At 45.4% G+C, this 24,289-nt stretch carries 31 protein-coding genes; 1 reads left to right on the top strand and 30 read right to left on the bottom strand.

Going from position 1 to position 24,289, the window contains the following annotated elements; all coding sequences use genetic code 11:
- Positions 1-8 precede the first annotated feature (8 nt).
- The 29 genes from map to A4R26_RS15055 all read right to left on the bottom strand — a co-directional run bounded on the left by map (position 9) and on the right by A4R26_RS15055 (position 23,059).
- Complete coding sequence (map, locus tag A4R26_RS14915) at positions 9-809, bottom strand: type I methionyl aminopeptidase (protein ID WP_081164550.1); 801 nt, start codon at positions 807-809, stop codon at positions 9-11.
- A gap of 76 nt (positions 810-885) precedes the next feature.
- Positions 886-2,217, bottom strand: a complete 1,332-nt coding sequence (gene secY, locus A4R26_RS14920) for a preprotein translocase subunit SecY (RefSeq protein ID WP_081164551.1) — start codon at positions 2,215-2,217, stop codon at positions 886-888.
- Positions 2,218-2,296: 79 nt separating this feature from the next.
- On the bottom strand, positions 2,297-2,746 hold the full coding sequence (rplO, locus tag A4R26_RS14925) for a 50S ribosomal protein L15 (RefSeq protein ID WP_081164552.1): 450 nt from the start codon (positions 2,744-2,746) through the stop codon (positions 2,297-2,299).
- 182 nt (positions 2,747-2,928) lie between these two features.
- Positions 2,929-3,111, bottom strand: coding sequence for a 50S ribosomal protein L30 (rpmD, locus tag A4R26_RS14930; RefSeq protein WP_081146055.1), 183 nt, complete (start codon positions 3,109-3,111; stop codon positions 2,929-2,931).
- A 109-nt stretch (positions 3,112-3,220) separates the two neighbouring features.
- The gene (rpsE, locus tag A4R26_RS14935) at positions 3,221-3,739 is read right to left on the bottom strand and encodes a 30S ribosomal protein S5 (RefSeq protein ID WP_081164553.1); all 519 of its coding nucleotides are present in this window, start codon (positions 3,737-3,739) and stop codon (positions 3,221-3,223) included.
- A gap of 43 nt (positions 3,740-3,782) precedes the next feature.
- On the bottom strand, positions 3,783-4,136 hold the full coding sequence (gene rplR, locus A4R26_RS14940; RefSeq protein WP_081164554.1) for a 50S ribosomal protein L18: 354 nt from the start codon (positions 4,134-4,136) through the stop codon (positions 3,783-3,785).
- A 117-nt stretch (positions 4,137-4,253) separates the two neighbouring features.
- The gene (rplF, locus tag A4R26_RS14945; RefSeq protein WP_081164555.1) at positions 4,254-4,808 is read right to left on the bottom strand and encodes a 50S ribosomal protein L6; all 555 of its coding nucleotides are present in this window, start codon (positions 4,806-4,808) and stop codon (positions 4,254-4,256) included.
- 179 nt (positions 4,809-4,987) lie between these two features.
- Entirely contained in the window at positions 4,988-5,386 is a 399-nt protein-coding gene (gene rpsH, locus A4R26_RS14950) for a 30S ribosomal protein S8 (protein WP_081164556.1), read from the bottom strand.
- A gap of 110 nt (positions 5,387-5,496) precedes the next feature.
- Positions 5,497-5,766: a 30S ribosomal protein S14 gene (gene rpsN, locus A4R26_RS14955; protein WP_081164557.1), complete on the bottom strand. Its 270-nt coding sequence runs from the start codon at positions 5,764-5,766 to the stop codon at positions 5,497-5,499.
- 39 nt (positions 5,767-5,805) lie between these two features.
- Positions 5,806-6,381, bottom strand: coding sequence for a 50S ribosomal protein L5 (gene rplE / locus A4R26_RS14960; RefSeq protein ID WP_081164558.1), 576 nt, complete (start codon positions 6,379-6,381; stop codon positions 5,806-5,808).
- A gap of 102 nt (positions 6,382-6,483) precedes the next feature.
- Positions 6,484-6,822, bottom strand: coding sequence for a 50S ribosomal protein L24 (rplX, locus tag A4R26_RS14965; RefSeq protein WP_081164559.1), 339 nt, complete (start codon positions 6,820-6,822; stop codon positions 6,484-6,486).
- A 132-nt stretch (positions 6,823-6,954) separates the two neighbouring features.
- On the bottom strand, positions 6,955-7,323 hold the full coding sequence (gene rplN / locus A4R26_RS14970) for a 50S ribosomal protein L14 (protein ID WP_014220841.1): 369 nt from the start codon (positions 7,321-7,323) through the stop codon (positions 6,955-6,957).
- 123 nt (positions 7,324-7,446) lie between these two features.
- Positions 7,447-7,704, bottom strand: a complete 258-nt coding sequence (rpsQ, locus tag A4R26_RS14975; protein WP_081164560.1) for a 30S ribosomal protein S17 — start codon at positions 7,702-7,704, stop codon at positions 7,447-7,449.
- Between the two features lie 64 nt (positions 7,705-7,768).
- On the bottom strand, positions 7,769-7,975 hold the full coding sequence (rpmC, locus tag A4R26_RS14980) for a 50S ribosomal protein L29 (RefSeq protein ID WP_081164561.1): 207 nt from the start codon (positions 7,973-7,975) through the stop codon (positions 7,769-7,771).
- A gap of 85 nt (positions 7,976-8,060) precedes the next feature.
- Positions 8,061-8,480, bottom strand: a complete 420-nt coding sequence (rplP, locus tag A4R26_RS14985) for a 50S ribosomal protein L16 (protein WP_081164562.1) — start codon at positions 8,478-8,480, stop codon at positions 8,061-8,063.
- A gap of 55 nt (positions 8,481-8,535) precedes the next feature.
- Complete coding sequence (gene rpsC / locus A4R26_RS14990; RefSeq protein ID WP_081164563.1) at positions 8,536-9,348, bottom strand: 30S ribosomal protein S3; 813 nt, start codon at positions 9,346-9,348, stop codon at positions 8,536-8,538.
- Between the two features lie 25 nt (positions 9,349-9,373).
- Positions 9,374-9,715, bottom strand: coding sequence for a 50S ribosomal protein L22 (rplV, locus tag A4R26_RS14995; RefSeq protein WP_081146066.1), 342 nt, complete (start codon positions 9,713-9,715; stop codon positions 9,374-9,376).
- A gap of 58 nt (positions 9,716-9,773) precedes the next feature.
- Positions 9,774-10,046, bottom strand: a complete 273-nt coding sequence (gene rpsS / locus A4R26_RS15000; RefSeq protein WP_081164564.1) for a 30S ribosomal protein S19 — start codon at positions 10,044-10,046, stop codon at positions 9,774-9,776.
- 59 nt (positions 10,047-10,105) lie between these two features.
- Complete coding sequence (gene rplB / locus A4R26_RS15005; protein ID WP_081164565.1) at positions 10,106-10,945, bottom strand: 50S ribosomal protein L2; 840 nt, start codon at positions 10,943-10,945, stop codon at positions 10,106-10,108.
- 87 nt (positions 10,946-11,032) lie between these two features.
- Complete coding sequence (rplW, locus tag A4R26_RS15010) at positions 11,033-11,332, bottom strand: 50S ribosomal protein L23 (protein ID WP_081164566.1); 300 nt, start codon at positions 11,330-11,332, stop codon at positions 11,033-11,035.
- Positions 11,333-11,376: 44 nt separating this feature from the next.
- Positions 11,377-12,009 (bottom strand): 50S ribosomal protein L4, encoded by a 633-nt coding sequence (rplD, locus tag A4R26_RS15015; RefSeq protein WP_081164567.1) that lies wholly within the window; start codon positions 12,007-12,009, stop codon positions 11,377-11,379.
- Between the two features lie 60 nt (positions 12,010-12,069).
- Positions 12,070-12,687, bottom strand: a complete 618-nt coding sequence (gene rplC, locus A4R26_RS15020; RefSeq protein WP_081164568.1) for a 50S ribosomal protein L3 — start codon at positions 12,685-12,687, stop codon at positions 12,070-12,072.
- Between the two features lie 492 nt (positions 12,688-13,179).
- A complete protein-coding gene (gene rpsJ, locus A4R26_RS15025; protein WP_014220852.1) occupies positions 13,180-13,485 on the bottom strand; it encodes a 30S ribosomal protein S10 in 306 nt (101 codons plus the stop codon).
- Between the two features lie 302 nt (positions 13,486-13,787).
- Positions 13,788-14,609, bottom strand: a complete 822-nt coding sequence (locus A4R26_RS15030) for a hypothetical protein (protein WP_081164569.1) — start codon at positions 14,607-14,609, stop codon at positions 13,788-13,790.
- Between the two features lie 84 nt (positions 14,610-14,693).
- On the bottom strand, positions 14,694-16,487 hold the full coding sequence (locus A4R26_RS15035) for an LTA synthase family protein (RefSeq protein WP_165760278.1): 1,794 nt from the start codon (positions 16,485-16,487) through the stop codon (positions 14,694-14,696).
- 97 nt (positions 16,488-16,584) lie between these two features.
- A complete protein-coding gene (locus tag A4R26_RS15040; protein ID WP_081164571.1) occupies positions 16,585-17,388 on the bottom strand; it encodes a hypothetical protein in 804 nt (267 codons plus the stop codon).
- Between the two features lie 19 nt (positions 17,389-17,407).
- Complete coding sequence (locus A4R26_RS15045; RefSeq protein WP_081164572.1) at positions 17,408-19,627, bottom strand: S9 family peptidase; 2,220 nt, start codon at positions 19,625-19,627, stop codon at positions 17,408-17,410.
- A gap of 292 nt (positions 19,628-19,919) precedes the next feature.
- The gene (gene fusA / locus A4R26_RS15050; RefSeq protein WP_081164573.1) at positions 19,920-22,067 is read right to left on the bottom strand and encodes an elongation factor G; all 2,148 of its coding nucleotides are present in this window, start codon (positions 22,065-22,067) and stop codon (positions 19,920-19,922) included.
- A 191-nt stretch (positions 22,068-22,258) separates the two neighbouring features.
- Positions 22,259-23,059: a M57 family metalloprotease gene (locus A4R26_RS15055; RefSeq protein ID WP_081164574.1), complete on the bottom strand. Its 801-nt coding sequence runs from the start codon at positions 23,057-23,059 to the stop codon at positions 22,259-22,261.
- Here A4R26_RS15055 and A4R26_RS15060 point away from each other — a divergent pair, their 5' ends adjacent.
- Complete coding sequence (locus tag A4R26_RS15060; RefSeq protein WP_133054681.1) at positions 23,060-23,254, top strand: hypothetical protein; 195 nt, start codon at positions 23,060-23,062, stop codon at positions 23,252-23,254.
- Between the two features lie 206 nt (positions 23,255-23,460).
- On the opposite strand, the gene A4R26_RS15065 is transcribed toward A4R26_RS15060, so the two are convergent.
- Complete coding sequence (locus A4R26_RS15065) at positions 23,461-24,255, bottom strand: M57 family metalloprotease (RefSeq protein WP_081164576.1); 795 nt, start codon at positions 24,253-24,255, stop codon at positions 23,461-23,463.
- Positions 24,256-24,289 lie beyond the last annotated feature (34 nt).

The following is a 24,289-nucleotide window of genomic DNA, read 5'->3' on the forward strand; positions in this document are numbered from 1 at the left end:
CTTACAACTTAATACTTTGCATTCAAATTAGGGTTGGTTTGCTCAGCCGCTTCAATGATGCTGTAATCGCTTAACACATCAGCCTTTCCTTTGCGAACACAAACATCATGTTCAAAATGCACCGAAGGTTTATGATCGACGGTGCGCACCGTCCAGCCATCTTCTTCGGTATATACATCCTTTTTTCCCATATTGATCATTGGTTCAATAGCCAGCACCAGGCCTTCACGCAACACCGGACCGGTACCTTTACGGCCGTAGTTCGGCACCTGCGGATCTTCGTGCAACGACCTTCCCAGCCCATGCCCTACCAGTTCGCGCACCACTCCGTAGCCATGCTTTTTTTCGGTATGCTCCTGAATGGCATTGGCAATATCGCCGATGCGATTACCGGCCACCGCCTTTTCAATGCCCTTGTATAACGATTCCTTTGTAACACAGATCAGTTTCATCACATCTTCGGCTGGTTCGCCAATGGCAAATGTATAGGCATGATCGCCATGAAACCCATTCTTGTACACGCCGATATCTACGGAAATGATATCGCCTTCGCGCAGTTCATTTTTATCGGGAAAACCATGAACCACCACATCGTTCACAGAAATGCAGGAATTAAAGGGATATCCTTTATAATTGAGGAAAGTAGGCTCAGCCTTATGATCGCGAATGAACTCGCCAATGACTTTATCAAGTGAAAGCGTAGTGATGCCCGGTTTCAACAGTCCGGCAATATGGGCCAGCGTTTTACTAACCAGTAATGCGCTCTCCCGCATCAGTTCGATCTCCGCTTCCGTTTTGTAATAGATCATCTCATTAATTTATACTAAAACAAAACCTGACAACTATAACAACAGCTGTCAGGTTTGGTTTTGCTGATAAATATTTTTACATAGAAGAAGCCGGGGTAACCTGCTGGCGTCCCTGAATTCTTCCGCTCTTCATTAAACCATCGTACTGACGCATCAGTAACTGTGTTTCTATCTGTTGAAGGGTATCGAGAATAACACCCACCATGATCAGCAGGGATGTACCTCCAAAGAAAGAAGAGAATGATTGTTGTACGCCCATTCTTTGTGCAAAACCTGGCAAAATACCAACCAATGCAAGCAATACCGCACCCGGGAATGTGATCTTATCCATTACGGCACCGATATAATCGGCAGTAGGCTGACCGGGTTTTACGCCGGGGATAAATCCGTTATTACGTTTCAGGTCGTCAGCAATTTGCTTGGGGTTAAATATCAATGCGGTATACAGGAAGGTAAAACCAATTACCATTACTGCATAAATGACCATATACCAGTAGTTGCTATGATTGCCAAATACGGCGGCCAGTCCTTTTGTTGAGTCGAAGTTGCTCAACAGGGTTGGAAGGAACATGATCGCCTGGGCAAAGATGATAGGCATTACACCGGCGCTGTTCACCTTTAAAGGCAGGAACTGGCGGGCGCCACCGAACTGGCGGTTGCCTACAATTTGTTTTGCATACTGAACAGGCACTTTGCGCACACCTTGGATCAGGATGATAAGCCCCATGATGATGGCAACCAGGATAGCGATCTCGATAACGAAGATCAATAAACCGCCACCGCCTCTGTTCGAACGGGCGGCCCACTCCTGCCACAGAGATTGTGGAAGGCGTGCAAGGATACCCACCATGATGATCACTGAACTACCATTACCCAAACCTTTGTCGGTGATCTTTTCACCCAGCCACATTACGAATAATGTACCTGCGGTAAGGACAACAGTGGTAGACAACCAGAAGTATGGTTTATACGATTCGATCATTGCCTGACCGTTAGTAGTATTCAGGAATGCTACATAAGCGCTGGCCTGTAAGATGGTTACAAGCACTGTCAGGTAACGCGTGTATTGATTGATCTTTTTACGACCGCTGTCGCCTTCCTTTTGCAGTTTCTGAAAAGGAGGATACAGGATGGTCATCAATTGAATGAAGATCGATGCAGAAATGTACGGCATGATACCTAATGCAAGGATAGAAGCCTGGGAAAATGCTCCACCTGCAAAGGCATCGATCAAACCAAGGATACCACCGCTGGAATTACCCTGGGTGATAAGGTCGGGGTTGATACCAGGCAATACAATGTGTGTGCCTAACCGGTAAACGGCTATCAGGGTAATGGTCACCAGAATTTTACTCCTCAGCTCCTCAATACTCCAGATATTTTTCAGTGTTTGGATGAACTTTTTCACGGATTTGCCAAGATTTTTAAATTTCCCTCAAAGAAAAAAAAAGACGCATGGTCAATGCGTCTATGCAAGTTACACAAAATTACTTTACCAATTCCACGGAGCCGCCAGCAGCTTCAACCGCCTGCTTGGCTTTTTCGCTGATTGCATTTACTTTGAAAGCCACTTTGCTCTTCAGCTCGCCGTTACCTAATATTTTTATTTTATCTGTCTGGCCAACCAGTCCCCACTCTCTCAGTGTTTCGTGAGAGAAATCATTCAGTTCATATTTTTCAACCAGGTGTTCGATCTGACCCAGATTAAATACTTTATATTCAACGCGGAAAGGATTTTTAAAGCCACGTTTTGGCAAACGACGCTGGATCGGCATCTGACCACCTTCGTGGGCATTTTTACGTTGATAACCAGCACGGCTCTGGCTACCTTTGTTACCTTTTGTAGAGGTACCACCTTTACCGGAAGCTTCACCACGGCCTAAACGTTTTTCTTTGTGCGTTGCGCCTTTTGCAGGCCTTAATTCATGTAATTTCATCTTGTTTGATTTTTACTTACGGGGAATCGCCCCTCGCTTATTTAATGTAATTATTCGCTAATATGTAGCGGTCGCTGATTAAAGCGGCCGCGAATATAAATCATTTACTAACATCAAAAGCAATCAATCTGGTAGGAATGACTGCTTTTAATTAGAAAAATGGCCTAATCAGCTCATTATGTTTATGCCAGCTCTTCAACTTTCACCAGGTGGGTCACCTTGCGAACCATACCCAGGATCTGAGGAGTAGCTTCTACTTCTTTTGAAGCATTGGTCTTATTTAAACCCAGGGCCTGTAAAGTTAACTTCTGGCGCTCGGGTCTGTCAATAGGACTTTTTACTAAAGTGATTTTAATCTTTTTCATAACCCTGTCTCCGCCAGCTGACGGAGTAAGTTTATAAGTTGAGAATTATTTTAATTAACGTGGCTTACCTGAATCTGTTCCCCTCCTGCGAAGGGGGCCAGGGGGAGGCCTAGCCGTTAAATACTTTCTTCAGGTTCAGTTTACGCTGACGGGCAACAGTAACCGGCTCACGCAGCATGGCCAGCACTTTGAAAGTAGCTTTAACCACGTTGTGAGGGTTGGCAGAACCCAGTGATTTTGCCAGAACGTCGGTGATACCGGCGGCTTCCAGCACAGCGCGCATACTGCCTCCGGCAATTACACCGGTACCATGAGCGGCAGGTTTTACCAGTACTTTGGCAGCACCTTCTTTAGCCCATTGGTCGTGAGGGATAGTACCATGCATGATAGGCACTTTAATCAGGTTCTTTTTGGCGTCTTCGATACCTTTGGTGATAGCTTCCTGAACCTCTTTAGCTTTACCCAGACCGTGACCTACAACACCATTTCCGTTACCTACCACTACCAGGGCAGAAAAACTAAAAGCGCGACCACCTTTGGTTGTTTTTACCACGCGGTTAATAGCCACCACTTTCTCTTTCAGCTCGATATCGCCGGCTTTAACCCTGTTTAAATTAACTTTTGCCATTATTTCTATTTGAAATTATCGGAATTGTAAATTGTGAATTGTCTTAGAATTGAAGACCGCCTTCGCGGGCGCCTTCCGCAACACTTTGCACACGGCCATGATACAGGTTACCACCACGGTCGAAAACGATAGCGGTAATACCCAGGTCTTTTGCTTTGCGGGCAATAGCCTGACCAACCAGTTTGCTTTTTTCAACCTTTGTGATCTTTTGTGCGCTGATATCCTTATCCCGTGAAGAGGCAGCAGCTAATGTGAAACCTTTATCATCATCGATCAGCTGAGCGTAGATATCGCTGTTGCTACGGAAAATGGCCAAACGTGGCTTAGCAGCTGTACCGGCAATCTTCTTGCGAATGCGGTAGCGAATCTTCTGCCTTTGTTCTAATTTGGTATTCATTGCTTTTATTTTAACTCTTCCGATGCTGCCGGAAGATAATGTTAATGTTATAATGTGCCAATCTGCCAATGTGCTAATGCAATCTCTGCACATTAGCACATTAGCTGATCAGCTAATTTATTTACCAGCTGCTTTACCAGCTTTACGACGGATAACCTCGCCAACGTATTTAACACCTTTTCCTTTGTAAGGCTCAGGTTTACGTAAGCTGCGTAATTTGGCAGCAACCTGTCCGATCAGTTGTTTGTCGATACCCTCAAGGGTGATCTTCGGGTTTTCCCCTTTTTGCTGCTCGGTAGCAACCTTCAGTTCTTTGGGAACTTCGAACAGAATATTGTGAGAATAACCCAGTGAAAGATCCAGCAGGTTACCCTGGTTACTTGCTTTATAACCTACCCCAACCAACTCCAGTTTCTTTGTGAAACCTTCAGTAACACCTTTCACCATGTTGGCTACCAGCGCGCGGTACAAACCGTGTAATGCACGGTGACGGATCTGGTCGGTAGGACGGGTGAAAATAACTTCGCCGTCTTTTATTTCGGCTTTGATATCCCGGTCGATAGCCTGTTTCAATTCACCTTTGGGACCTTTAACAGTGATAATGTTATCAGCACCAACTGCGATTGTAACTCCACTTGTAACTGGCACCGGTTTTTTACCTATACGAGACATAACTAATTAAATTTTTAGTTTGTTGTTTATTGTTTCCAGTTCACCTGACCGGTCAGCTCCTATAGGTTAAGAGCTTAATGTATCAGAGAACCAATGTGCTAATTAGCTAATGTGCTTTTAAAACCCGCGTTATTCTCAAACCTGTTGGCACATCAGCACACTATCGCTTTAGCATATTGTTAATAGATGTAGCAAAGAACTTCGCCGCCAACGTTCTGGTTTTTGGCTTGTTTGTCGGTCATTACACCTTGTGACGTGCTCACAATTGCAACACCCAGACCATTTTTCACTCTCTTGAATTCAGCAGGGCTGGCGTACTGACGTAAACCAGGACGGCTGATCCTTTCCAGAGATTTGATAGCAGGCTCTTTACTTTGAGGATCGTATTTCAGGGCTATTTTAATAACACCCTGTTTGTTATCATCCTCAAATTTATATTTCAGAATGTATCCCTGATCGTATAATATCTCGGTAATCCGTTTTTTCAGATTAGAAGCCGGGATCTCAACGATCCGGTGTCCGGCCATCTGCGCATTACGAATTCTAGTCAGGAAGTCTGCTATGGGATCAGTTACCATGTTTATTTTAAATTAAAACAGTTTTACAATTTTATTCAAGAGTAGTCCCTGTTTACAGGCTTGCTCTCATATCGTTAGGCTTGTCCCGATAGCGATCGGGATGCTTTGCCTTACCAGGAAGCTTTTCTAACTCCCGGGATTTTACCATTCAACGCCATTTCACGGAACGTAACACGGCTTACGCCGAAGTAACGGATGTATCCTTTCGGACGACCTGTTAACTGGCAACGGTTTTTCAGACGAACTTTCGAAGAGTTCTTCGGCATTTCATCTAAAGCTTTCCAATCGCCGGCAGCTTTCAGCGCAGCACGTTTTTCGGCATGCTGAGCTACCATACGTTCTCTTTTTCTTTGTCTGGCTTTAACTGACTCTTTAGCCATAATTTATTTTACGTTTTGAGATTTCTGAATGATATGTACTTAAGCCTGTTCTTTTTTAGCTCCCTTGAACGGCATACCCAGTTCTTTCAACAGCTCGTAAGCTTCTTCATTGGTTTGGGCAGTAGTTACAAACGTAATGTCCATACCGGTGATCTTGCTCACTTTATCGATGTCGATCTCAGGGAAGATGATCTGCTCGGTAACACCCAGTGTGTAGTTACCGCGGCCATCAAAAGCTTTCTCATTGATCCCTTTGAAGTCACGTACACGAGGTAATGAAGTAGCGATCAGCCTGTCGAGAAACTCGTACATTTTGGTACCACGTAAAGTAACGCGGGCGCCGATCGGCATGTTCTTACGCAACTTAAAGTTCGAAATGTCTTTTTTAGACATTGTAGGGATAGCCTTTTGACCTGAGATGGTTGTCAGCTCTTCGATGGCTACATCCACCAGCTTTTTGTCAGAAACAGCTCCGTTAACACCACGGTTGATGCAGATCTTCTCCAAACGGGGGCACTGCATTACGGTGCTGTAGCTGAAACGCTTCATCAAAGCAGGTACAACTTCTTTTTTGTACTTATCTGCCAGCCTGGGACTATATTTTGTTGTACTCATTTTATTTAGCTTAGCGCGTTATGTTTAATGCTTTTGGCAAACAGCATAACGCAATTGAGAAATTCGATTTATAAAAAAGCTTCGGGCCGGGGCCTTCAGCATTTATTTGATTGCTTCGCCTGATTTCTTGCTCACACGCACCAGCTTACCCTCTTCACGGGTACGCTTTACTTTCACACCAGCGCCGGCTTTCGCATCCCACAACATTACGTTAGAGATGTGAATGGCTGCTTCTTTTTTTACGATACCGCCGCGGGTATTGCGCGCAGAAGGTTTGGTATGGCGGGTAACAATGTTTACGCCTTCTACCAGCACACGGCTTTTATCAGGAAATACTTCCAATACCTTGCGGGGCTTTTTAGCGTCTTTATCATCACCGGCAATAACTACTACGGTGTCGCCTTTTTTAATATTGAACTTTGGTTTGAATCTGTTGCTCATTTTTTAAAGCTTAACGCGAAATGCTTGACGCTTAACGCTTTTGCACTGCGCAGTTACCAATTATTTTTTATTGAGATCTTAAGGCTTTATGCATTTCAGCGTTTAGCGTTCTGCGTTCAGCCTTTAGCGTTTTTATAAAACTTCCGGAGCCAAAGAAATAATTTTCATGTATCCTTTATCACGCAACTCCCTGGCTACGGGCCCGAAAATACGGGTACCGCGAGGCTCATCAGACTGATTCAACAGCACCACGGCATTGTCATCAAACCGGATATAAGATCCGTCTTTGCGGCGCAATTTATTCTTTGTGCGAACAATTACCGCTTTGGTAACAGTGCCTTTTTTAATACCGCCGGCAGGAATAGCATCCTTTACGGTTACTACAATTTTATCGCCTATCTTGGCGTAATCCTGGCCGCTGTTTCCGAGTACACGGATACACAGTACTTCCTTGGCGCCACTGTTATCAGCTACATTTAATCTGGACTCTTGCTGAATCATTTTTTTAGCTTTTAGCTCTCAGCCTTTAGCCCCGATGATTTCGGGACCAATAGCGAATGATTAAAAATTTATTTGAAATCGTCGTTAGCAAACAGGCTTGCAGCCTGCCGCTAACAGCTATTATTACTTCGCTTTCTCAACAACCTCAACCAGTCTCCATCTCTTGGTCTTGCTCAGGGGACGGGTTTCCATAATGCGAACGGTATCGCCTATGGTGCACTCATTTTTCTCATCATGAGCGTGGAATTTGGTAGTCTTCTTTACGAACTTACCGTAAATAGGGTGTTTTACTTTTCTTTCTACCGATACAGTAATGGTTTTTTCCATTCTGTTGCTGGTAACCACCCCGATTCTTGTTTTACGCAAATTTCTGTCTAACATCTATTGTTATTTGAAAAGTTGAAAATGTGTAAGTGTGAAATGTATTTCACTTTCACATCAGCGATTAAGCCAGTTCTCTTTTTCTGAGTTCAGTTTTTAAACGGGCTACATCTCTGCGCAGGTCACGTATGCTCATCGGATTCTCCAATGGAGAAATAGCGTGTGCGAACTCCAGCTTTTTCAAGCGCAGTTCATCCTCTTGGATCCGGGCTTTCAGATCTGCCTCACTCATATCCTTCAGGCCTTTATTGAAATCTAATCTCTTTGCCATATAAATTCAATTTGATAATTCGATAATTAGCTGATGTGATAATTCAAAACCGGTATTAGCACATGGCTAATTATCACATTATATATTATGCGCTATAATCGCGTCTTACAATGAACTTGGTTTTGATAGGCAGTTTCTGTGCCGCCAGATTCAGTGCTTCTTTAGCTACTGCTTCAGGAACACCGTCGCATTCAAAGATGATACGACCTGGTTCAACTACCGCAGCCCAGAATTCGGGGTTACCTTTACCTTTACCCATACGCACTTCAAGCGGCTTGCGGGTAATTGGTTTGTCAGGAAATACGCGGATCCAAACATTACCTTCACGCTTCATAGCGCGGGTTAAAGCCTGGCGGGCAGCTTCGATCTGACGATTTGTTAACCAGATAGCTTCCTGGGATTTTAAAGCGAAAGAACCAAAAGCGATGGTAGTACCACGTTTTGCAACTTCGCGGATGCGCCCCTTCTGCGCTTTCCGGTGTTTCGTCCTTTTTGGCTGTAACATTTATCTAAAATTTGAAAATTTGAAAATTGAATTAGCATATTAGCACATCAGCTAATTAATCCTGCTGTCTGTTTCTGTCGCCACCTCTGCGGTCGCCACCGCCTCTGCGGTCGCCACCACCCCTTCTGTCACCACCACCACGGTGTCCGCGATCGCCGCCGCCTTCACCTTCTCTTCTGTCTCTTCTGTCGTTTACATCGCTCTTACCACCAACGAGGTTCGGGTTCAGGTCTCTCTTACCAAGTACTTCACCTTTACAGATCCATACTTTGATACCGATCTTACCGTAAACAGTCAACGCAAATACGTTGGCATAGTCGATATCCATACGCAGGGTATGCAATGGCGTACGACCTTGTTTGATCTCTTCGGTACGGGCGATCTCAGCACCACCCAAACGACCGCTGATCTTTATTTTGATACCTTCAGCACCCATGCGCAATGCAGAAGCGATAGCCATTTTAATGGCGCGTTTGTAGTTGATACGGTTTTCGATCTGACGGGCGATGGTATCTCCTACGATCATGGCATCCAGCTCGGGACGACGAATTTCGAGGATGTTGATCTGCACATCTTCTTTACCTGTCAGCTTTTTCAGCTCTTCTTTGATGCGATCAACTTCGTTCCCACCTTTACCTATGATAATACCAGGCTTAGATGTGTGAATGGTAACAATCAGTTTATTAAGCGTGCGCTCAATAACGATTTTAGAGATACCACCTTTGTTGATACGGGCGTTCAGATAAGTTCTGATCTTGTTATCCTCGATCAACTTGGTAGAAAAATCTTTTTTGTTACCATACCAGTTAGATTCCCAACCGCGGATAATCCCTAACCTGGCACCAATAGGATTCGTTTTCTGACCCATTTATTATAATTTGAAAATTTGCTAATTATTTAACATCAACGATTATGGTTACGTGGTTACTACGCTTGCGCAGGCGGTAAGCACGGCCTTGCGGAGCGGGTAACATTCTTTTCAAAGTGCGTGCGCCGTCAACAAAAATCGTTTTCACAATTAAACCGGCATCAGCAGCGCTTTGGCCTTCGTTCTTTTGCTCCCAGTTACTAATGGCGCTCTTTAATAATTTGTACAGCGGAGTGGCACTGTGTTGAGGATGAAATTCCAGCAACGCTAACGCTTTTTCCACTTCAACACCACGTATTTCATCAGCCAGCAAACGCATTCTGCGGGGTGATGTGGGATAGTTTCTAAGTTTTGCTACAGCTTCCATTTTTATTATTTCTGATTTCTGATCCCCGGTATTTCAATCCGGGGATATTGAAATTTTATTAACCAACTTTTTTACTAGAGTGTCCTTTGAACTGGCGTGTAGGAGCAAACTCGCCCAGCTTATGACCAACCATGAATTCGGTTACATATACCGGAATGAATTTGTTGCCATTGTGCACAGCAAATGTGTGGCCCACAAAATCAGGAGTGATGGTAGAACGACGGCTCCAGGTTTTGATCACACCTTTCTTTGCTTTGCCATCATTGATGCCAAGAACTTTTTTCTCCAGTTTTGCGGCTACATAAGGACCTTTTTTTATTGAACGAGCCATTATTTGTTAATTTGATAATGTGATAATTAGATAATGTGATAATTAAAATCATTAGCACACTACTTGGCTAACTTCTTACCATTTTTACGTTGAATGATCAGTTTATCGCTTCCTTTACCTCTTTGGCGTGTTTTCAGACCTTTGGCGTATTTACCGGTTCTTGAACGCGGGTGACCACCAGAAGCCTTACCTTCACCACCACCCATCGGGTGATCTACAGGGTTCATGGCAACACCACGGTTGCGAGGTTTGATACCTCTCCAACGGTTACGGCCTGCTTTACCCATCATTTCGAGGTTGTGATCACCATTACTTACCACACCTACAGTAGCGTAGCAGTTGATGAGGATCTTTCTCAATTCGCCTGAAGGCATTTTCAATACAGCGTATCTCTCTTCTTTGTTGGTAAGCTGAGCTGAAGTACCAGCGCTGCGAACCAGTTTACCACCCTGGCCAGGTTGCATTTCAATGTTATGCACGTTGGTACCCAGTGGCATGTTCTTCATCTGAAGCGCATTACCAACTTCAGGAGCTACGGCGTCGCCAGCCAGAATGGTAGCGCCAACCTGTAAGCCCTGGGGAGCCAGGATATATCTTTTTTCACCGTCTTTGTAGTTTATCAGCGCGATAAATGCAGTACGGTTCGGATCGTATTCGATAGTAGCTACAGTACCGGGAATATCTTTCTTATTACGTTTGAAATCGATGATACGGAACATTTTCTTGTGTCCGCCACCCATATAACGCATAGACCTTCTACCCTGAGCATTACGGCCACCAGTAGATGTTGTTTTCTCGAGAAGACTTTTTTCCGGTTGATCGGTAGTGATTTCAGCAAACGCATTTCCGATTCTCCAACGCGTTCCTGCTGTAATCGGTTTGTATTTTTTAAGTGCCATGTTTTCGTCTTATACTGTTATAAAATCTTTTGTCAATTCTTTGCGGCGATTGACTCGCCATTCTTCAACCCTTACTAACGGTAAGGTTTAAATGTTTCCGTACAGATCGATGCTTTCACCTTCTGCAACTTTAACATACGCTTTTTTGTAAGCGGGTTTTACGCCGGAAATAAAGCCGGATTTAGTGAACCGGTTCTTTGCTTTACCGGGTACCACTACCGTATTTACTTCTGTAACCGTTACGCCGTAAAAGCTTTCAACTGCTTTTTTAATTTCCAGTTTGTTTGCTTTGCGGGCTACACGAAAAGCAAAAGTTCTTTTGGCATCAGACAGCTTGTTGCTTTTTTCGGTAACGATTGGTTTTATCAGTACTTCTGCGAGTTTCATATTACTCTGTTTGAAAAATTTGTAATTAGCTAATCAGCCTTTAATTATGCTTCAACACCATCTTCACTGAACAACTTTGCCACCCCTTCGGTCAGCAACAATACATCGGCATTCACGATATCGTATGTATTGATATCAGCGAACTGAATGCTCAGTGCATTGGGGATATTACGAACGCTCAACTGCAGGTTCTCATCATATTCAGGTAATATCACCAGCGTTTTCTTGTTTTCGATCTTCAGGCTGCTCAGGATATCAATGAATGTCTTTGTTTTTGGCGCATCCAGGTTGATGTCCTCAACAACTACAATCGCATTCTCTTTAGCTTTATAAGACAGTGCGCTGACCTTAGCCAGATCTTTCACTTTACGGTTCAGTTTGAAATCGTAATCGCGGGGTTTAGGCCCGAAGATGGTACCACCACCTTTGAACAACGGGTTACGGATGTTACCCTTACGTGAACCACCAGTACCCTTCTGACGGTGCAGTTTTTTGCTGGAACCTTTAACTTCCAGACGGGTTTTCACTTTGTGCGTACCCTGACGTTGTGCAGCCAGATATTGCTTTACAGCCAGGTAAACGACGTGGTTGTTGGGCTCCGTTCCGAAAATATCATCTGCTAATTCTACAGAACGACCGGTTTTTGCACCCTTTATACTTAAAACATCTACTTGCATCGTACTTTATATTTAAGATTACCTCCCGAACCAGGCCGGGATAAATCTGCAATAACAAAATTATTTTTGAATGTATACTATCGCGCCATTGTGGCCGGGAACAGATCCGTTCACCAGGATGTAGTTCTTATCAGGGAATACTTTCAGGATCTTCAGGCTTTTCACTTTCACGCGATCGTTACCCATACGGCCGGCCATGCGCATACCTTTGAATACGCGTGAGGCATCTGATGAGTTACCAATTGAACCCGGAGCGCGCTGACGATCGTGCTGACCGTGGCTTTGCTCGCCCACACCACTAAATCCGTGACGTTTAACAACACCCTGAAAACCTTTACCCTTTGTAGTACCTACAACGTCAACTTTTTCACCTTCGGCGAAAATGTCAACGGTGATAGCATCACCTAAATTTTTGGCGGTAAAATAATTGCGGAATTCTTTTACAAATTTCTTTGCGGCTGTATTGGCCTTTGCGAAGTGATTTTTTTCAGCAGCGATAGTGTGCTTTTCATTCTTGTCACCGTAAGCTAACTGGATAGCGTTGTATCCGTCTGTTTCGGCGGTTTTAACCTGGGTCACAATACAGGGACCTGCTTCAATGATGGTGCAGGCTGTTTGCTTGCCATCTGGACTGAAGATGCTGGTCATCCCGATCTTTTTACCAATGATTCCTTTCATCGTTGTTCGGTTTGTGCCCTCGTGGTTGAAGAGACATTTGCGGTAATGATTGCAGAACGGGGGCGTTCTGAAGAGGCGCATTCCGATGGGATCGGAACGGGCACACAACCATGAGCAACTTCAATCTCCGTTTGCTGTTGACCTTTTCCTTTGGGCGCCGAAGCTTCAGCGTAGGCGGCCTTGTGCCGCTTGCATGGTCTTCGTAATCTTTCGGGATAACCGCCTTCGCTAAAGCTATGGCGGTCGCTGGAAGTACCAACAGTAAACTAACCTCGAAGGGCTAGTTCATATTTTAAAATTTTTATAACCTGTTTCATTCGGAACCGCTCCCGAGTGCTTTACACTCCTGCTTTCACAGGCGGTTCAATTAGTTAACCCAGCGCTGCTTTATCTGCCCGGTTAAGGAACAAAGTTTGCAGATGGGATTGAAAGAACTTTATGAAAAAACCCTGTCAGGATTTTAGAACCCTGACAGGGTTCATACAATGCTTATCAAGCTTTGATCTCCACCTCAACACCACTGGGTAAGTCTAACTTACTCAGGGCATCCACAGTACGGCTAGAAGAAGTATAAATATCCAACAACCGTTTATGGGTGCACAACTGAAACTGCTCACGACTTTTCTTATTCACGTGGGGTGAACGCAATACGGTGAATATTTTTTTACGTGTAGGTAAAGGAATTGGACCTGTTACCACAGCGCCAGTGCTGCGAACGGTTTTTACGATCTTTTCGGCAGATTTATCAACCAGATTGTGATCGTAAGACTGTAATTTTATTCTGATTCGCTGAGACATATTGCAAAACCCAATTTTTCCATTGGGGATGCAAAGGTAGGGGTTGTTAGTTATTGAGCAAAAGATTTCTCAATTATTTTCGCTCCGGGCGTGAAAAAAATCGAAAAAAAGGCCATTTCAGGGGTCTCCGGCGCCGTTTTCAGCATTTTTTGGGCTTCCCGGGGATTGGGCCACGCTCATTTAATGGCGCTCCCCCACCCCTTCTTCCCATTTTGAATTGCCGTACCTTTTAACGTGCCGGCCAGGTTTTGGTTCACCGCCCGTTGAAAGTACCGGTTCCCCCACCCGGGCCAACTATCGCCCTAATTGGACGAATTGGACTTCTTATCTGCCCAAACCGCCATCGACCCGGCTGTCATTGTACCAAATACAACAGCAACCGCAGCCCCGGAAGACGGCGTTCGGGAAATATAGAACTGGTTGCCCCGGTTCGGTACATTCAACCATATAATACCCGGGGGCTGATCGGTAGACATCAGCCGGGAAAGGAAGAAGGAATGTTCGTACGATACCGGTTTACCCGTAACCTCCCCCACCATCAGCGTAAGATAACTTTTGAACCTGAGCGGCGAATTCTCTTCAGTGAATACCGCCGCCTTCACCTTCAGGCGGTATCCCTCCGCCGCCTGGTATTTCAGCCGGTGAAAATCCGACTCAGGCACATTTTCAATAAGCCTGTCGGTTAAGCCGATGGGGCTCCTGGTAAAAAACGACCGGGGCGGAACAAAATCAATGGCTGGCGGCAGGCTTACCGTGGCATCTATAATGCCGGAACCGAAAGTGGCGCCGTTTGTTCGTGTGCCGGTGTTATACGAGCTGCCTTGCACGCCGCCTTCGATTCTCAATTCTGACGGCACATAACTTACAGCCTGGTCGTTGATGACGACTGCCGACTTCTTCCAGTCGATATAAAGCGGTACCTGCAACTTGTTATGAACGGTGATGTTCACGGGTGCATTGGGGCCGTTGAAATTGTATACCAGGCGCAGGCTGTCGTTCTCATATACAAATTCCTGTTTCTCATTCATCGGCATCTTTGCACTGCTGACGGTACCGTACTGGTAGGTGCTGCAGGAAGAGGCTAAAAGCCATATTATAACGGTAATGGGTAAAGATCCTTGCATGTTTTTATGTACAAGCTAACATAATCAACAGGGATAAAGAGTTAAGGAATTATAAAAGTGATGCCTAAAAACCAGATAAAGAAACTATTTAATATAGAGTTGGTTTTGAATTAATGCATTATTATACCGCTGAATAAAAGCCTTACCGAATAGTAACATTCTTTTTTCAAATGTGGAATATTCAGGCATATTCAGCAAATTGTTTGTGAGGGCCGGATCTTTGCGCGTGTCAAACATACAAACGGGCTCATTCAATTCGGGATTGAAACGGAACACAAATGAACTGTCGATCATTTGAAGACCTGCATATTTGCAGACGGCAGGCTGGTTAATTGTATCATTAACAGAGCGCCCGAAACTCATAAATGGTTCGGAATAAGACAGCCGGTCGAGTATAGTGGGAACAATATCCAATTGCTGAACCGTTTTTGAGATCTCTCTGTGAACAGGGTTGGCCGGTTCAAACCAAAAAATGGGAATGCGTGTGGCGGTCGTTATCGTAACGGGCTTTTTTATGGCGGTAATAAGCGAGTGATCGGCACAAAAGACAAATAATGTGTTTCTAAACCAATCGGTGTTTTTGATCTTATCAAAGAACAACCGCAGGCTGTAATCTACGTATGCCGCTGATCGTTGATACGGTTTTTGTGCATGCTTATTAAAGCGGTCTTTTACATCGGGCGGCAAAGTAAAGGGCGGATGCGAAGATATATTGAACAATACAGCCAGGAACGGCTCTTTTTGTTTTTCCAGTATGCTGCCGGCAAATGGTAAAAACCGATGGTCATAAATACCCCAGTTCCCATCAAAATACCTTTCATCATTAAAATCTTCCCTGGTATGTTGATTATCTATACCTATTACTTTACAGAACTTCCCGAATCCGAAATGATCAGGCTCAGCGCCATAAAAAAAATGGGTCGAGTATCCCTGCTCTTTTAAGATTGCACCCAGCCCCCGGATCCTGTTATTGCTGTAAATCGATTTATAGTAAGGCTCTTCGAGTAAAGGCGGCATACTCCCTAATATGCTTACAATTCCCTGGTTCGATGTAAAGCCATTTGCATAGGCATTGCTGCACCAGGTGCTTTGAGAGATAATTGAATCCAGAAAGGGCGTATCGGCGTGGTATACGCTTTCCACATCGAGGTATTCACGGCAAAAGCTCTCCAGCATTACCACCACCACATTCCTGCGTTGAAAGGGCTTTGCATGTAGGTATTGCCGCTTAATGGTAAAAAAAGAATCCAGCGCCTGCGCTGTATAATATTTTTTTATTTCAAGCTGCGTTGGCCGGTGCTTTAGCGAATAAAGAAATGTAATGGTTGAATTACTTGCAAGCGGCTGCCAGGTGGCATCAAAATATAACAGAGGGGTTGAAGGCATTATAGGCCTTCCCCCTGCCCCTCTGGCAACGAAGGCAAAAATAAACAGAATCGATACAGCCGGAATATACCGTTTATACCAGGCAATGTTTGTATCAATTGTTGATTTTTTAAAAATCGCCTTAACAATGACAACCAATAAAAAAACAGTCACTGCGAACAATATAAAAAGATACCAGTAATCTTTTGAAAACGCCCCCATTGCCTGAAATGAGTCGGCCGCAACAAAGAGCAGATCGATGGTACTGCGCCTGTTGTTAAAACTGAAATAGCCGAGATCAATAAAATTGATGGCCAGGAAAGGGATGTTACATAGCAGCAATAATAAAATTGAAATTATTGTGCGTGCATTTTCCCGCAACAAGCCATCAATAAAGAAATAGTATATACAAAAAGGCAGATTGATATAGAATAAGGCTGTAAAGTCAAGCCGCATTCCCCAATAGAATACACCCGGCAGATTATGCTGAACCGGTTCTGCCCTGAAATGCATAAAGTAAAATAGTAGCCGTAACAGGGTATAAATACCAAGCAAACAAATAAACAAAACACAAACCAATTTTACTTTCCTGAACATAGTGTACCTGATATTATAAATATCCTTTGCTTTTGCAGTTTATTAATACCACACTAATAGATGTATCATTTATTAATGTCTTTATATGCGACAGATCGAGATAATTTTTGAAAGACAATGCCCAGGTAATGATCTTCCTGTTTTGAAACCTCGATCTTAGGGCAGACAAATAAATATCTTCCTGCGAAACAAATTTTACCGCCGGCGACAATTGTTGTCTCAATGAATCGGTTACCCCGTCCGGTGTTTCAGGTAACAGGAAGGTGACCGGAACATAATATGAAGTTATAAACCCCTTTTCAGCCAGCAGGTTAATAAACGGGGTCATCGCCGCTTCAATGATAACATAATTCTTAATGTTATAAAGGCTGTCACACACCATAAAATATTCAACAGCCTTTTTATAGTCGGCCCGATCAACGCCCTTTACATCTATCCACAATCCCTTATTGCCTACCCTGAATTGCTTAAAGTATTCATCAAGCAACAGCGCCGAAGGTGCAGCCGGCGGATGATACACCCTGAAGTTATTTATTGCACCATCGAAGACGACATCTGTTTCCAGCCCTGAGAAGTAATCTTTCAGGTACATCATCCGTTCTGTACCGTTCACCCGGTGGGCCCATAACTTTTCACAAACCGGTAATACATCGATCGAGGCAGAGATCGCAACCCTTTTATCAGCGGTACACCCCAGGCGGTTTAAGCGCATCCGTTGAAATGCAAACATTATATCAAGCCGGTATACAAACAAAAGGGCGAAGATCAACACCCCAATTGCTGACACGTAAACCCACCGGTTCGTTCTTTTCTTCATTAACGTATTATTGAGATGCTCATTTACCGCCCGGTTCGCAATGCGCCTTCAGGTAACTGGTGTACAAAGTGCTTAAGTGTTCAAACGTTCCGGCCCCTTCAGAAATACTGTGGGTACGGTTAGGATAACTCATAAACTGAAACTGCTTATTGTATTTGATCAGTTCGTTCAGCAACAGCTCTGCGTTCTGATAATGCACATTGTCATCGCCACTGCCGTGAATATACAATAAGTTGCCTTTCAGGTTCTTCGCATGCGTTACAGGCGACCCCTGTATATAGTCTGCACGGTTTTCCTGGGGCAGCCCCATATAACGCTCCTGGTATACATTATCGTATGTAAATATGCTGCCAACAGCCGCTACGGAAATACCGGTTTTATATATGTCGGGGTACTGGAACATCAGGTTAAGCGTGGCTGAACCGCCCCCACTCCATCCCCATACAGCAACGCGCGAAACATCTACATATGGCCATTTGCAAACTTCCTTTGCCGCCATTGCCTGGTCGCGGATGTTTACCCGCCCTATATTACGGTAGATCACCTTGCGCCAGTTGCGCCCTTTTGGCACAGGCGTACCGCGGTTATCAATTGAAATATAAATGTACCCGTCGGCCGCCATATCGCCTTTGTACAGGAAATTATCTGCGGCGCCGAACTGGTCTTTCACGTTCTGCCCCCAGGGTTCAGTATATACATAAAATACAACGGGGTATTTTTTACTGCTGTCGAAATTGTGGGGTTTTACCATCCAGCCATCCATTTCAACCCCATCTTCTGTTTTTACCTTAAAGAATTCGATGCCATTCTTTTGGGCCCCGGCAATTTTATCATTTACCTTATTTTCTCCATTCAAACCTTTATGATTGGGCAATGAAACCCACTCCTCGGTGTACGCTGTATAATAATTTGAGAATACATGGCGGGCAAATGCGGCTGTTGGTGAAAGGTCATATTCATGGGTACCTTCCTGGCCAACGGGCGAAACCCGTTCTGCCACGCCTTTACCGGTGAGCCTGGTACGGTACAGGAATTTCTGCGTAGCGTTATTGGGCGATGCCAGAAAATACACGTAACCGTTCTTTTCATCGATGCCGGCGATATCCATTACATCGTAGTCGCCGTTGGTTATCCGAACTTCTTTTTTTCCATCGCGCGTAATCCGGTACAGGTGCCGCCAGCCGTCTTTTTCCGAGGCCCAGATAAATTCCTTACCGCCGCCAAGCCAGTCCCAGCCACCCCATATGTAATCATTGTCCCAGGTAGGAAGGATATCGATCCAGGCTGAATCTTTTTCGGTATAAATGACCTGTGAAGCACCGGTCTGTGCGTTGCACAACATGAGGTCGCTTTGATTCTGATGGCGGTTCAGGTGTTGTATAATGAGCTCACTGCCGTTACCTGCCCATTCCATCCGCGGCACATAACTTTGCAATGCGGCATCGGTAGGAATTTCCATCCATTGGGTTTTGGCAGCAGCTACGTCAACCACCCCGATCTTATAAGGGGAAGGCGGTTCGCCGGCAATGGGATATTCAACCGGTACGGCAAAAGGATAAATGGAATCGGTATTGTTTACCATCAGGTAATCCTTTGTTCTGCGGGCGTCTATCTGCCAGTAAGCAATGTGTTTGCTATCGGGGCTCCAGCGAAAACCATCGCGGCAAAAGAATTCTTCCTCGTAAACCCAGTCGAATGTTCCGTTTATGAATTTCCGGTTGCCATCCTGCGTAAGCTGCTGTATGTTTCCTGTTGCCAAATCTTCCACAAACAAATTATAATCGCTTACATATGCCACTTTCGAGCCGTCGGGCGAGAACTTGGCAAACATCAGGGAGGAAGCCGGGCGGTTATTACCCAGTTTAGTGAGCTTTCCTGTATTTGTATTAAATACCCAGTAGTCGCCGCGGGTTTGCAGCCGCCATACTTTTTTGGTATTGGTAAAGAACAGGATCTTTTTTTCGTCGGCCGAAAAACTAAAACTGCGGCTGTTCAATGGCGCGGTCTTCCCTTCGGGTGTTAACTGCTTCGTTGAAACCACAACGGTTCTTGTGTGCTGTGGCAGGTTATATAAACCCAGTTCTCCGTTGTCAAACCGGTAATAGGCATTGCCGCTCTTCGCCCATTTTATGGCGCCGCCCTGGGCCAGCAGCACTGCCGGCGCAAGCACGGTGAGTATAACCAATAAATAAGTCGTGAGGGCCTGCCCTGAGCGAAGCCGAAGGGTGGAAAAATGCATGTTTATACAATTTGGGGCAGGAAATTAAGACTTTGAACGCAAACAACTGTTACCGAAAATAAAAAACGTGAAACCGCAACCTTGAACGGGAAAGGGCTACCTGATTTCAAAACTCACGCTTTTTTTCAGGTAACCGGGCCATCGGCAAAAACATTCCCCCCGGCTTCGCCTATGCCACTGACTGCAGTAACCGCGCATTTTTAACCGATGAACGTGCAGGCTGCAGGGCACAAAAAAAGCCCTCCCGACTTTGATCGGGAAGGGCCTATAGTAAGAGATATGAGAACGCTAATTATTCAGCTTTCACTTTACCTTTCGACTTGGCGATCACTTCTTCAGCGATGTTGGTCGGCGCAGGTGCGTAGTGGCTGAATTCCATGGTGCTGGTAGCGCGGCCAGATGATAAGCTACGTAATTGTGTTACGTAACCGAACATTTCGCTCAGCGGTACTTTAGCTTTAATTACCTGTGCATTACCGCGGGTATCCATGCCCTCGAGCATACCGCGACGACGGTTAAGGTCACCGGTAACATCACCCATATATTGATCAGGCGTAATTACTTCCACTTTCATGATCGGCTCCAGTAACACGGGTTGTGCTTTGCGGCCAGCCTCACGGAAACCACTTCTTGCACACAACTCGAACGACATACCGTCAGAGTCAACCTGGTGGTAGCTGCCATCGAAAATGCGGATCTTTACGTTCTCTACAGGATAGCTGGCCAGTACGCCAGTGCCCATAGCTGATTCAAAACCTTTTTGAATTGGCTGAATGAACTCACGGGGAATAGACCCACCGAAGATATCATTCACGAACTGGAAGCCTTTGTCAGGATTTTCTTTCAGCCACTCTTCATCGGCAGGTCCCATTTCAAATACGATGTCGGCGAATTTACCGCGACCACCGGTTTGTTTTTTCAGTACCTCACGATGCTCAACTGTTTTCCTGAACGCTTCTTTATAAGCAACCTGGGGAGCGCCCTGGTTAACTTCTACTTTGAACTCACGTTTCATACGATCGATGATGATCTCAAGGTGCAACTCACCCATACCACGCAGGATGGTTTGTCCGGTATCTTCATCGGTATTTACACGTAATGTAGGATCTTCTTCTACCAGCTTGGCAATGGCCATACCCATTTTATCAACGTCGGCCTGTGTTTTAGGCTCTACAGCGATAGCGATAACCGGCTCCGGTATGAACATATTCTCCAGCGTGATCGGATGATTTTCATCGCAAAGGGTATCACCGGTCTTGATCTCCTTGAAACCTACCGCGGCGCCGATATCACCGGCTTCGATGAAATCGATGGGGTTTTGTTTGTTGGCGAACATCTTCATGATACGGCTGATACGCTCGTTCTTACCACTGCGCATGTTCTTTACATACGAACCGGCATCGAGGTGGCCGCTGTAACAACGGAAGAAGGCCAAACGACCTACGAACGGATCGGTCATGATCTTGAAGGCCAGGGCTGCGAAAGGCGCTTTAGGATCAGCCTTACGAACTTCTGGTTCTCCGGTTTCAGGATTGGTACCAACTACATCATCGATATCGGCTGGTGAAGGCAGGTAGCGGCAAACGGCATCCAGCGCAGTTTGTACGCCTTTATTTTTGAATGAAGAACCGCACATCATAGGAACGATGCTCAGATCGATCGTCGCTTTGCGGATAGCTTCATGCACTTCATCTTCAGTGATTGTATTAGGATCATCGAAGAACTTCTCCATCAGCTTGTCGTCGTATTCGGCAACAGCTTCGATCAGGTTCTGTCTCCACTCATTTGCTTCTTCAACCATATCAGCAGGTACAGGGATCTCGTCGAAGGTCATACCTTCGGTTTCCATGTGCCAGATGATCCCTTTCATTTTGATAAGGTCAACTACACCTTTGAAGTCATCTTCAGCGCCGATGGGCAATTGCAGGGGAACAGCTTTTGCACCCAGCATTTCCTTGATCTGTTTAACCACCATCAGGAAGTCGGCACCCGAACGGTCCATTTTGTTAACGAAACCGATACGGGGAACTTTGTAACGGTTTGCCTGACGCCAAACGGTTTCAGACTGAGGCTCAACGCCGTCAACGGCAGAGAACAGGGCGATCAAACCATCCAATACGCGCATGGAACGCTCTACCTCAATGGTGAAGTCAACGTGTCCCGGAGTATCGATAATGTTGAAGTAGTATTTTTTAGTGTTGGCATCTGCCTTACCTTTTACGGTAGGGAAGTTCCACTGGCAGCTAACAGCAGCAGAAGTAATGGTGATACCTCTTTCTTTTTCCTGCTCCATCCAGTCGGTGGTAGCCGCCCCATCATGCACCTCTCCTATTTTATGAATCATACCGGTATAGCGCAAGATACGCTCCGTAGTAGTAGTTTTACCGGCATCAATATGTGCCGCAATTCCAAAATTTCTTTGTAATCGTAAGTCTGCCATGACTTTGTTATATTTTCTTTTTAATGTTCCAGGGAAAAATGCCCTGAAAATGAGCGGGCAAAGGTAAGAAAAATTCCATCGAATTTCGTATGGGAAAGGGTAAAAATAAAGCGGAATCAGGGGATTCCGCAAAAGAAAGTCCCGCTATGGGCGGGACTTTCCGGTGCAGTAACCAACCAGGTAATGGAAAATTAATACAGATAATTTAAAGCAGTGATGTCGCTGGATGTAAAGGGACGGTTTTGGCCCGATCCAATACAGGAAAGCATCCAGCTGCCGGCGCTCGGACCGGTAGGTGTTCCCGGAATGTGCACAGCCCCAACAGTAGAGGCGCCCTCATTTACCGGCGAACCGCCGCAACTATACGACCGGTTCATATAATCGGTATGACGGAACCCGATGCAATGCCCTATTTCATGCGCCAGAATGGTAGCCACGGTGTTCTGAGGCTGTCCTGATACTGCGCTGTTATTGAGTATCACCCTGTTATAAGGATTTCCGCCCGATGGGAAACCGGCAGAGGCCAGAAAACTTCCCGATCCGTTAACGATCTGGATATTGGCGCCGGATGTAACCCGGGTAAAAGTGATCCTGAGCCCCAGCGCGTTGTACCTCGAAATGGCTGTATTCAGCGCTGTTGACCAGGTACCCAGGGCAGAAGCCAGACTTACCGTAATGTTTCGGGGCAAACCGGTAACCAGGTTGTTGGTCCGGTACTGTTCTTCATCGCCAACCCGCAAAAACTGCATCTCGGGCTTCGCATCGAGTTCTTCCTGGCTGATCAGGATGTCGCCCTCAACAATGTAATTACCGTTTCCATCGGCGGTTACGTTTTTGTTGCTGAAACCGAGTTGATAGATCTTGGCCAGAACGTCTTCAGAAACAGCAGAATTGGAGGTATCGCTATCGCTTTTTACATTTTTCCGGCAGGCAAATAACGTGAGCATGCAGGCTGCCGCAACTGCAGTTAAAGTGAAAATAGTCTTTCTCATGTGACTGTAGATTTAATGTCGGTTAATGGTAGTGTTACTGCACCGCGCACGCGTGGTGAACGTTCTGTCAATTTAACGAAATTATCGAGTTCGCTTTTTCGCAAATTGGCAACGGGGTTGCAGAACCGCGCAGGTTTTACCCAGTTACCGGTAAGGGTCACCGTTATTGTGGAAAAATATTTCAGGAATTACTAAAATACACTATACGAGAGGGTTAGTACAACGAATTAGCAAAAATGCGTTGCGCGTTTCCGGGGGCCGGTTACCGGGAACAACAACGGACAACCGGAAACAGGTTACCGGAAACAAACAACGGGCAACGGGTAACAGGTACCAGGTAGCCGGCAACCGGCAACCATAGGTCAACCATTATAGTTAGCCCTATTGTTGGACCTCAATTATTAATACAAAAAATTCAACGCGATCTTATCATTCGCATTGAACGGACGGTTCTGCCCCGAACCTATGCACGACAACATCCATGAATTGGGATCAGGACCTACAGCAGTGCCGGGAATATATACCGCCCCTGCTGTTGACGCCCCCTCATTTACCGCCTGGCCGCCACAACTGTACGACCGGTTCATATAATCGGTATGACGGAATCCGATGCAATGCCCTATTTCATGCGCCAGCACCGAAGCTACCGTTCCCTGGGGCTGACCGTTCATTGCATTTGAATTTACTTTGATCTGGCTATAAGGCTGGCCCGTGCTTGTAGGAAAACCGGCCGATGCCAGGAAGTTGCCATTTCCTTTTATTATTGAAATATCGGCGCCTGAAGAAACCCGCTGAAAAGTGAGCGACAGGTTTTCGGCATTATAACGGGCAAGCGCCTCATCCAGCGCCGCCCTGTATGATGTTGGCAGTTTCGAAGAAAGGCTCACTTTAATTACCCGCGGGCCGGTAACCAGGTTGTTCGTGCGGTATTGTTCTTCCACACCTACCCGAAAAAACTGCATCCCGGGCGCAGCATCCAGGTCGGCCCGGCTCAAAATAATATCCCCCTCTACCACGTAATTCCCGTCCTCATCGATGCGCACATTCTTATTACTGAATCCGAGGTTGTATATTTTACCGAGGGCTTCTTCGGAGGGAGTCGTAAGCTGTTCGGTAGCCGCATTTTTACGGCAGGCAAACAATACAACAACGCAGGCAGATATTGCAACAGCCATCTTCAGGTAAACAATTCTCATAAGTGTTTCGTTTTAATAGCTTACAAATTAATGG

This window comes from Niastella populi, assembly GCF_002078015.1.
GTDB classification, from domain to species: domain Bacteria; phylum Bacteroidota; class Bacteroidia; order Chitinophagales; family Chitinophagaceae; genus Niastella; species Niastella populi.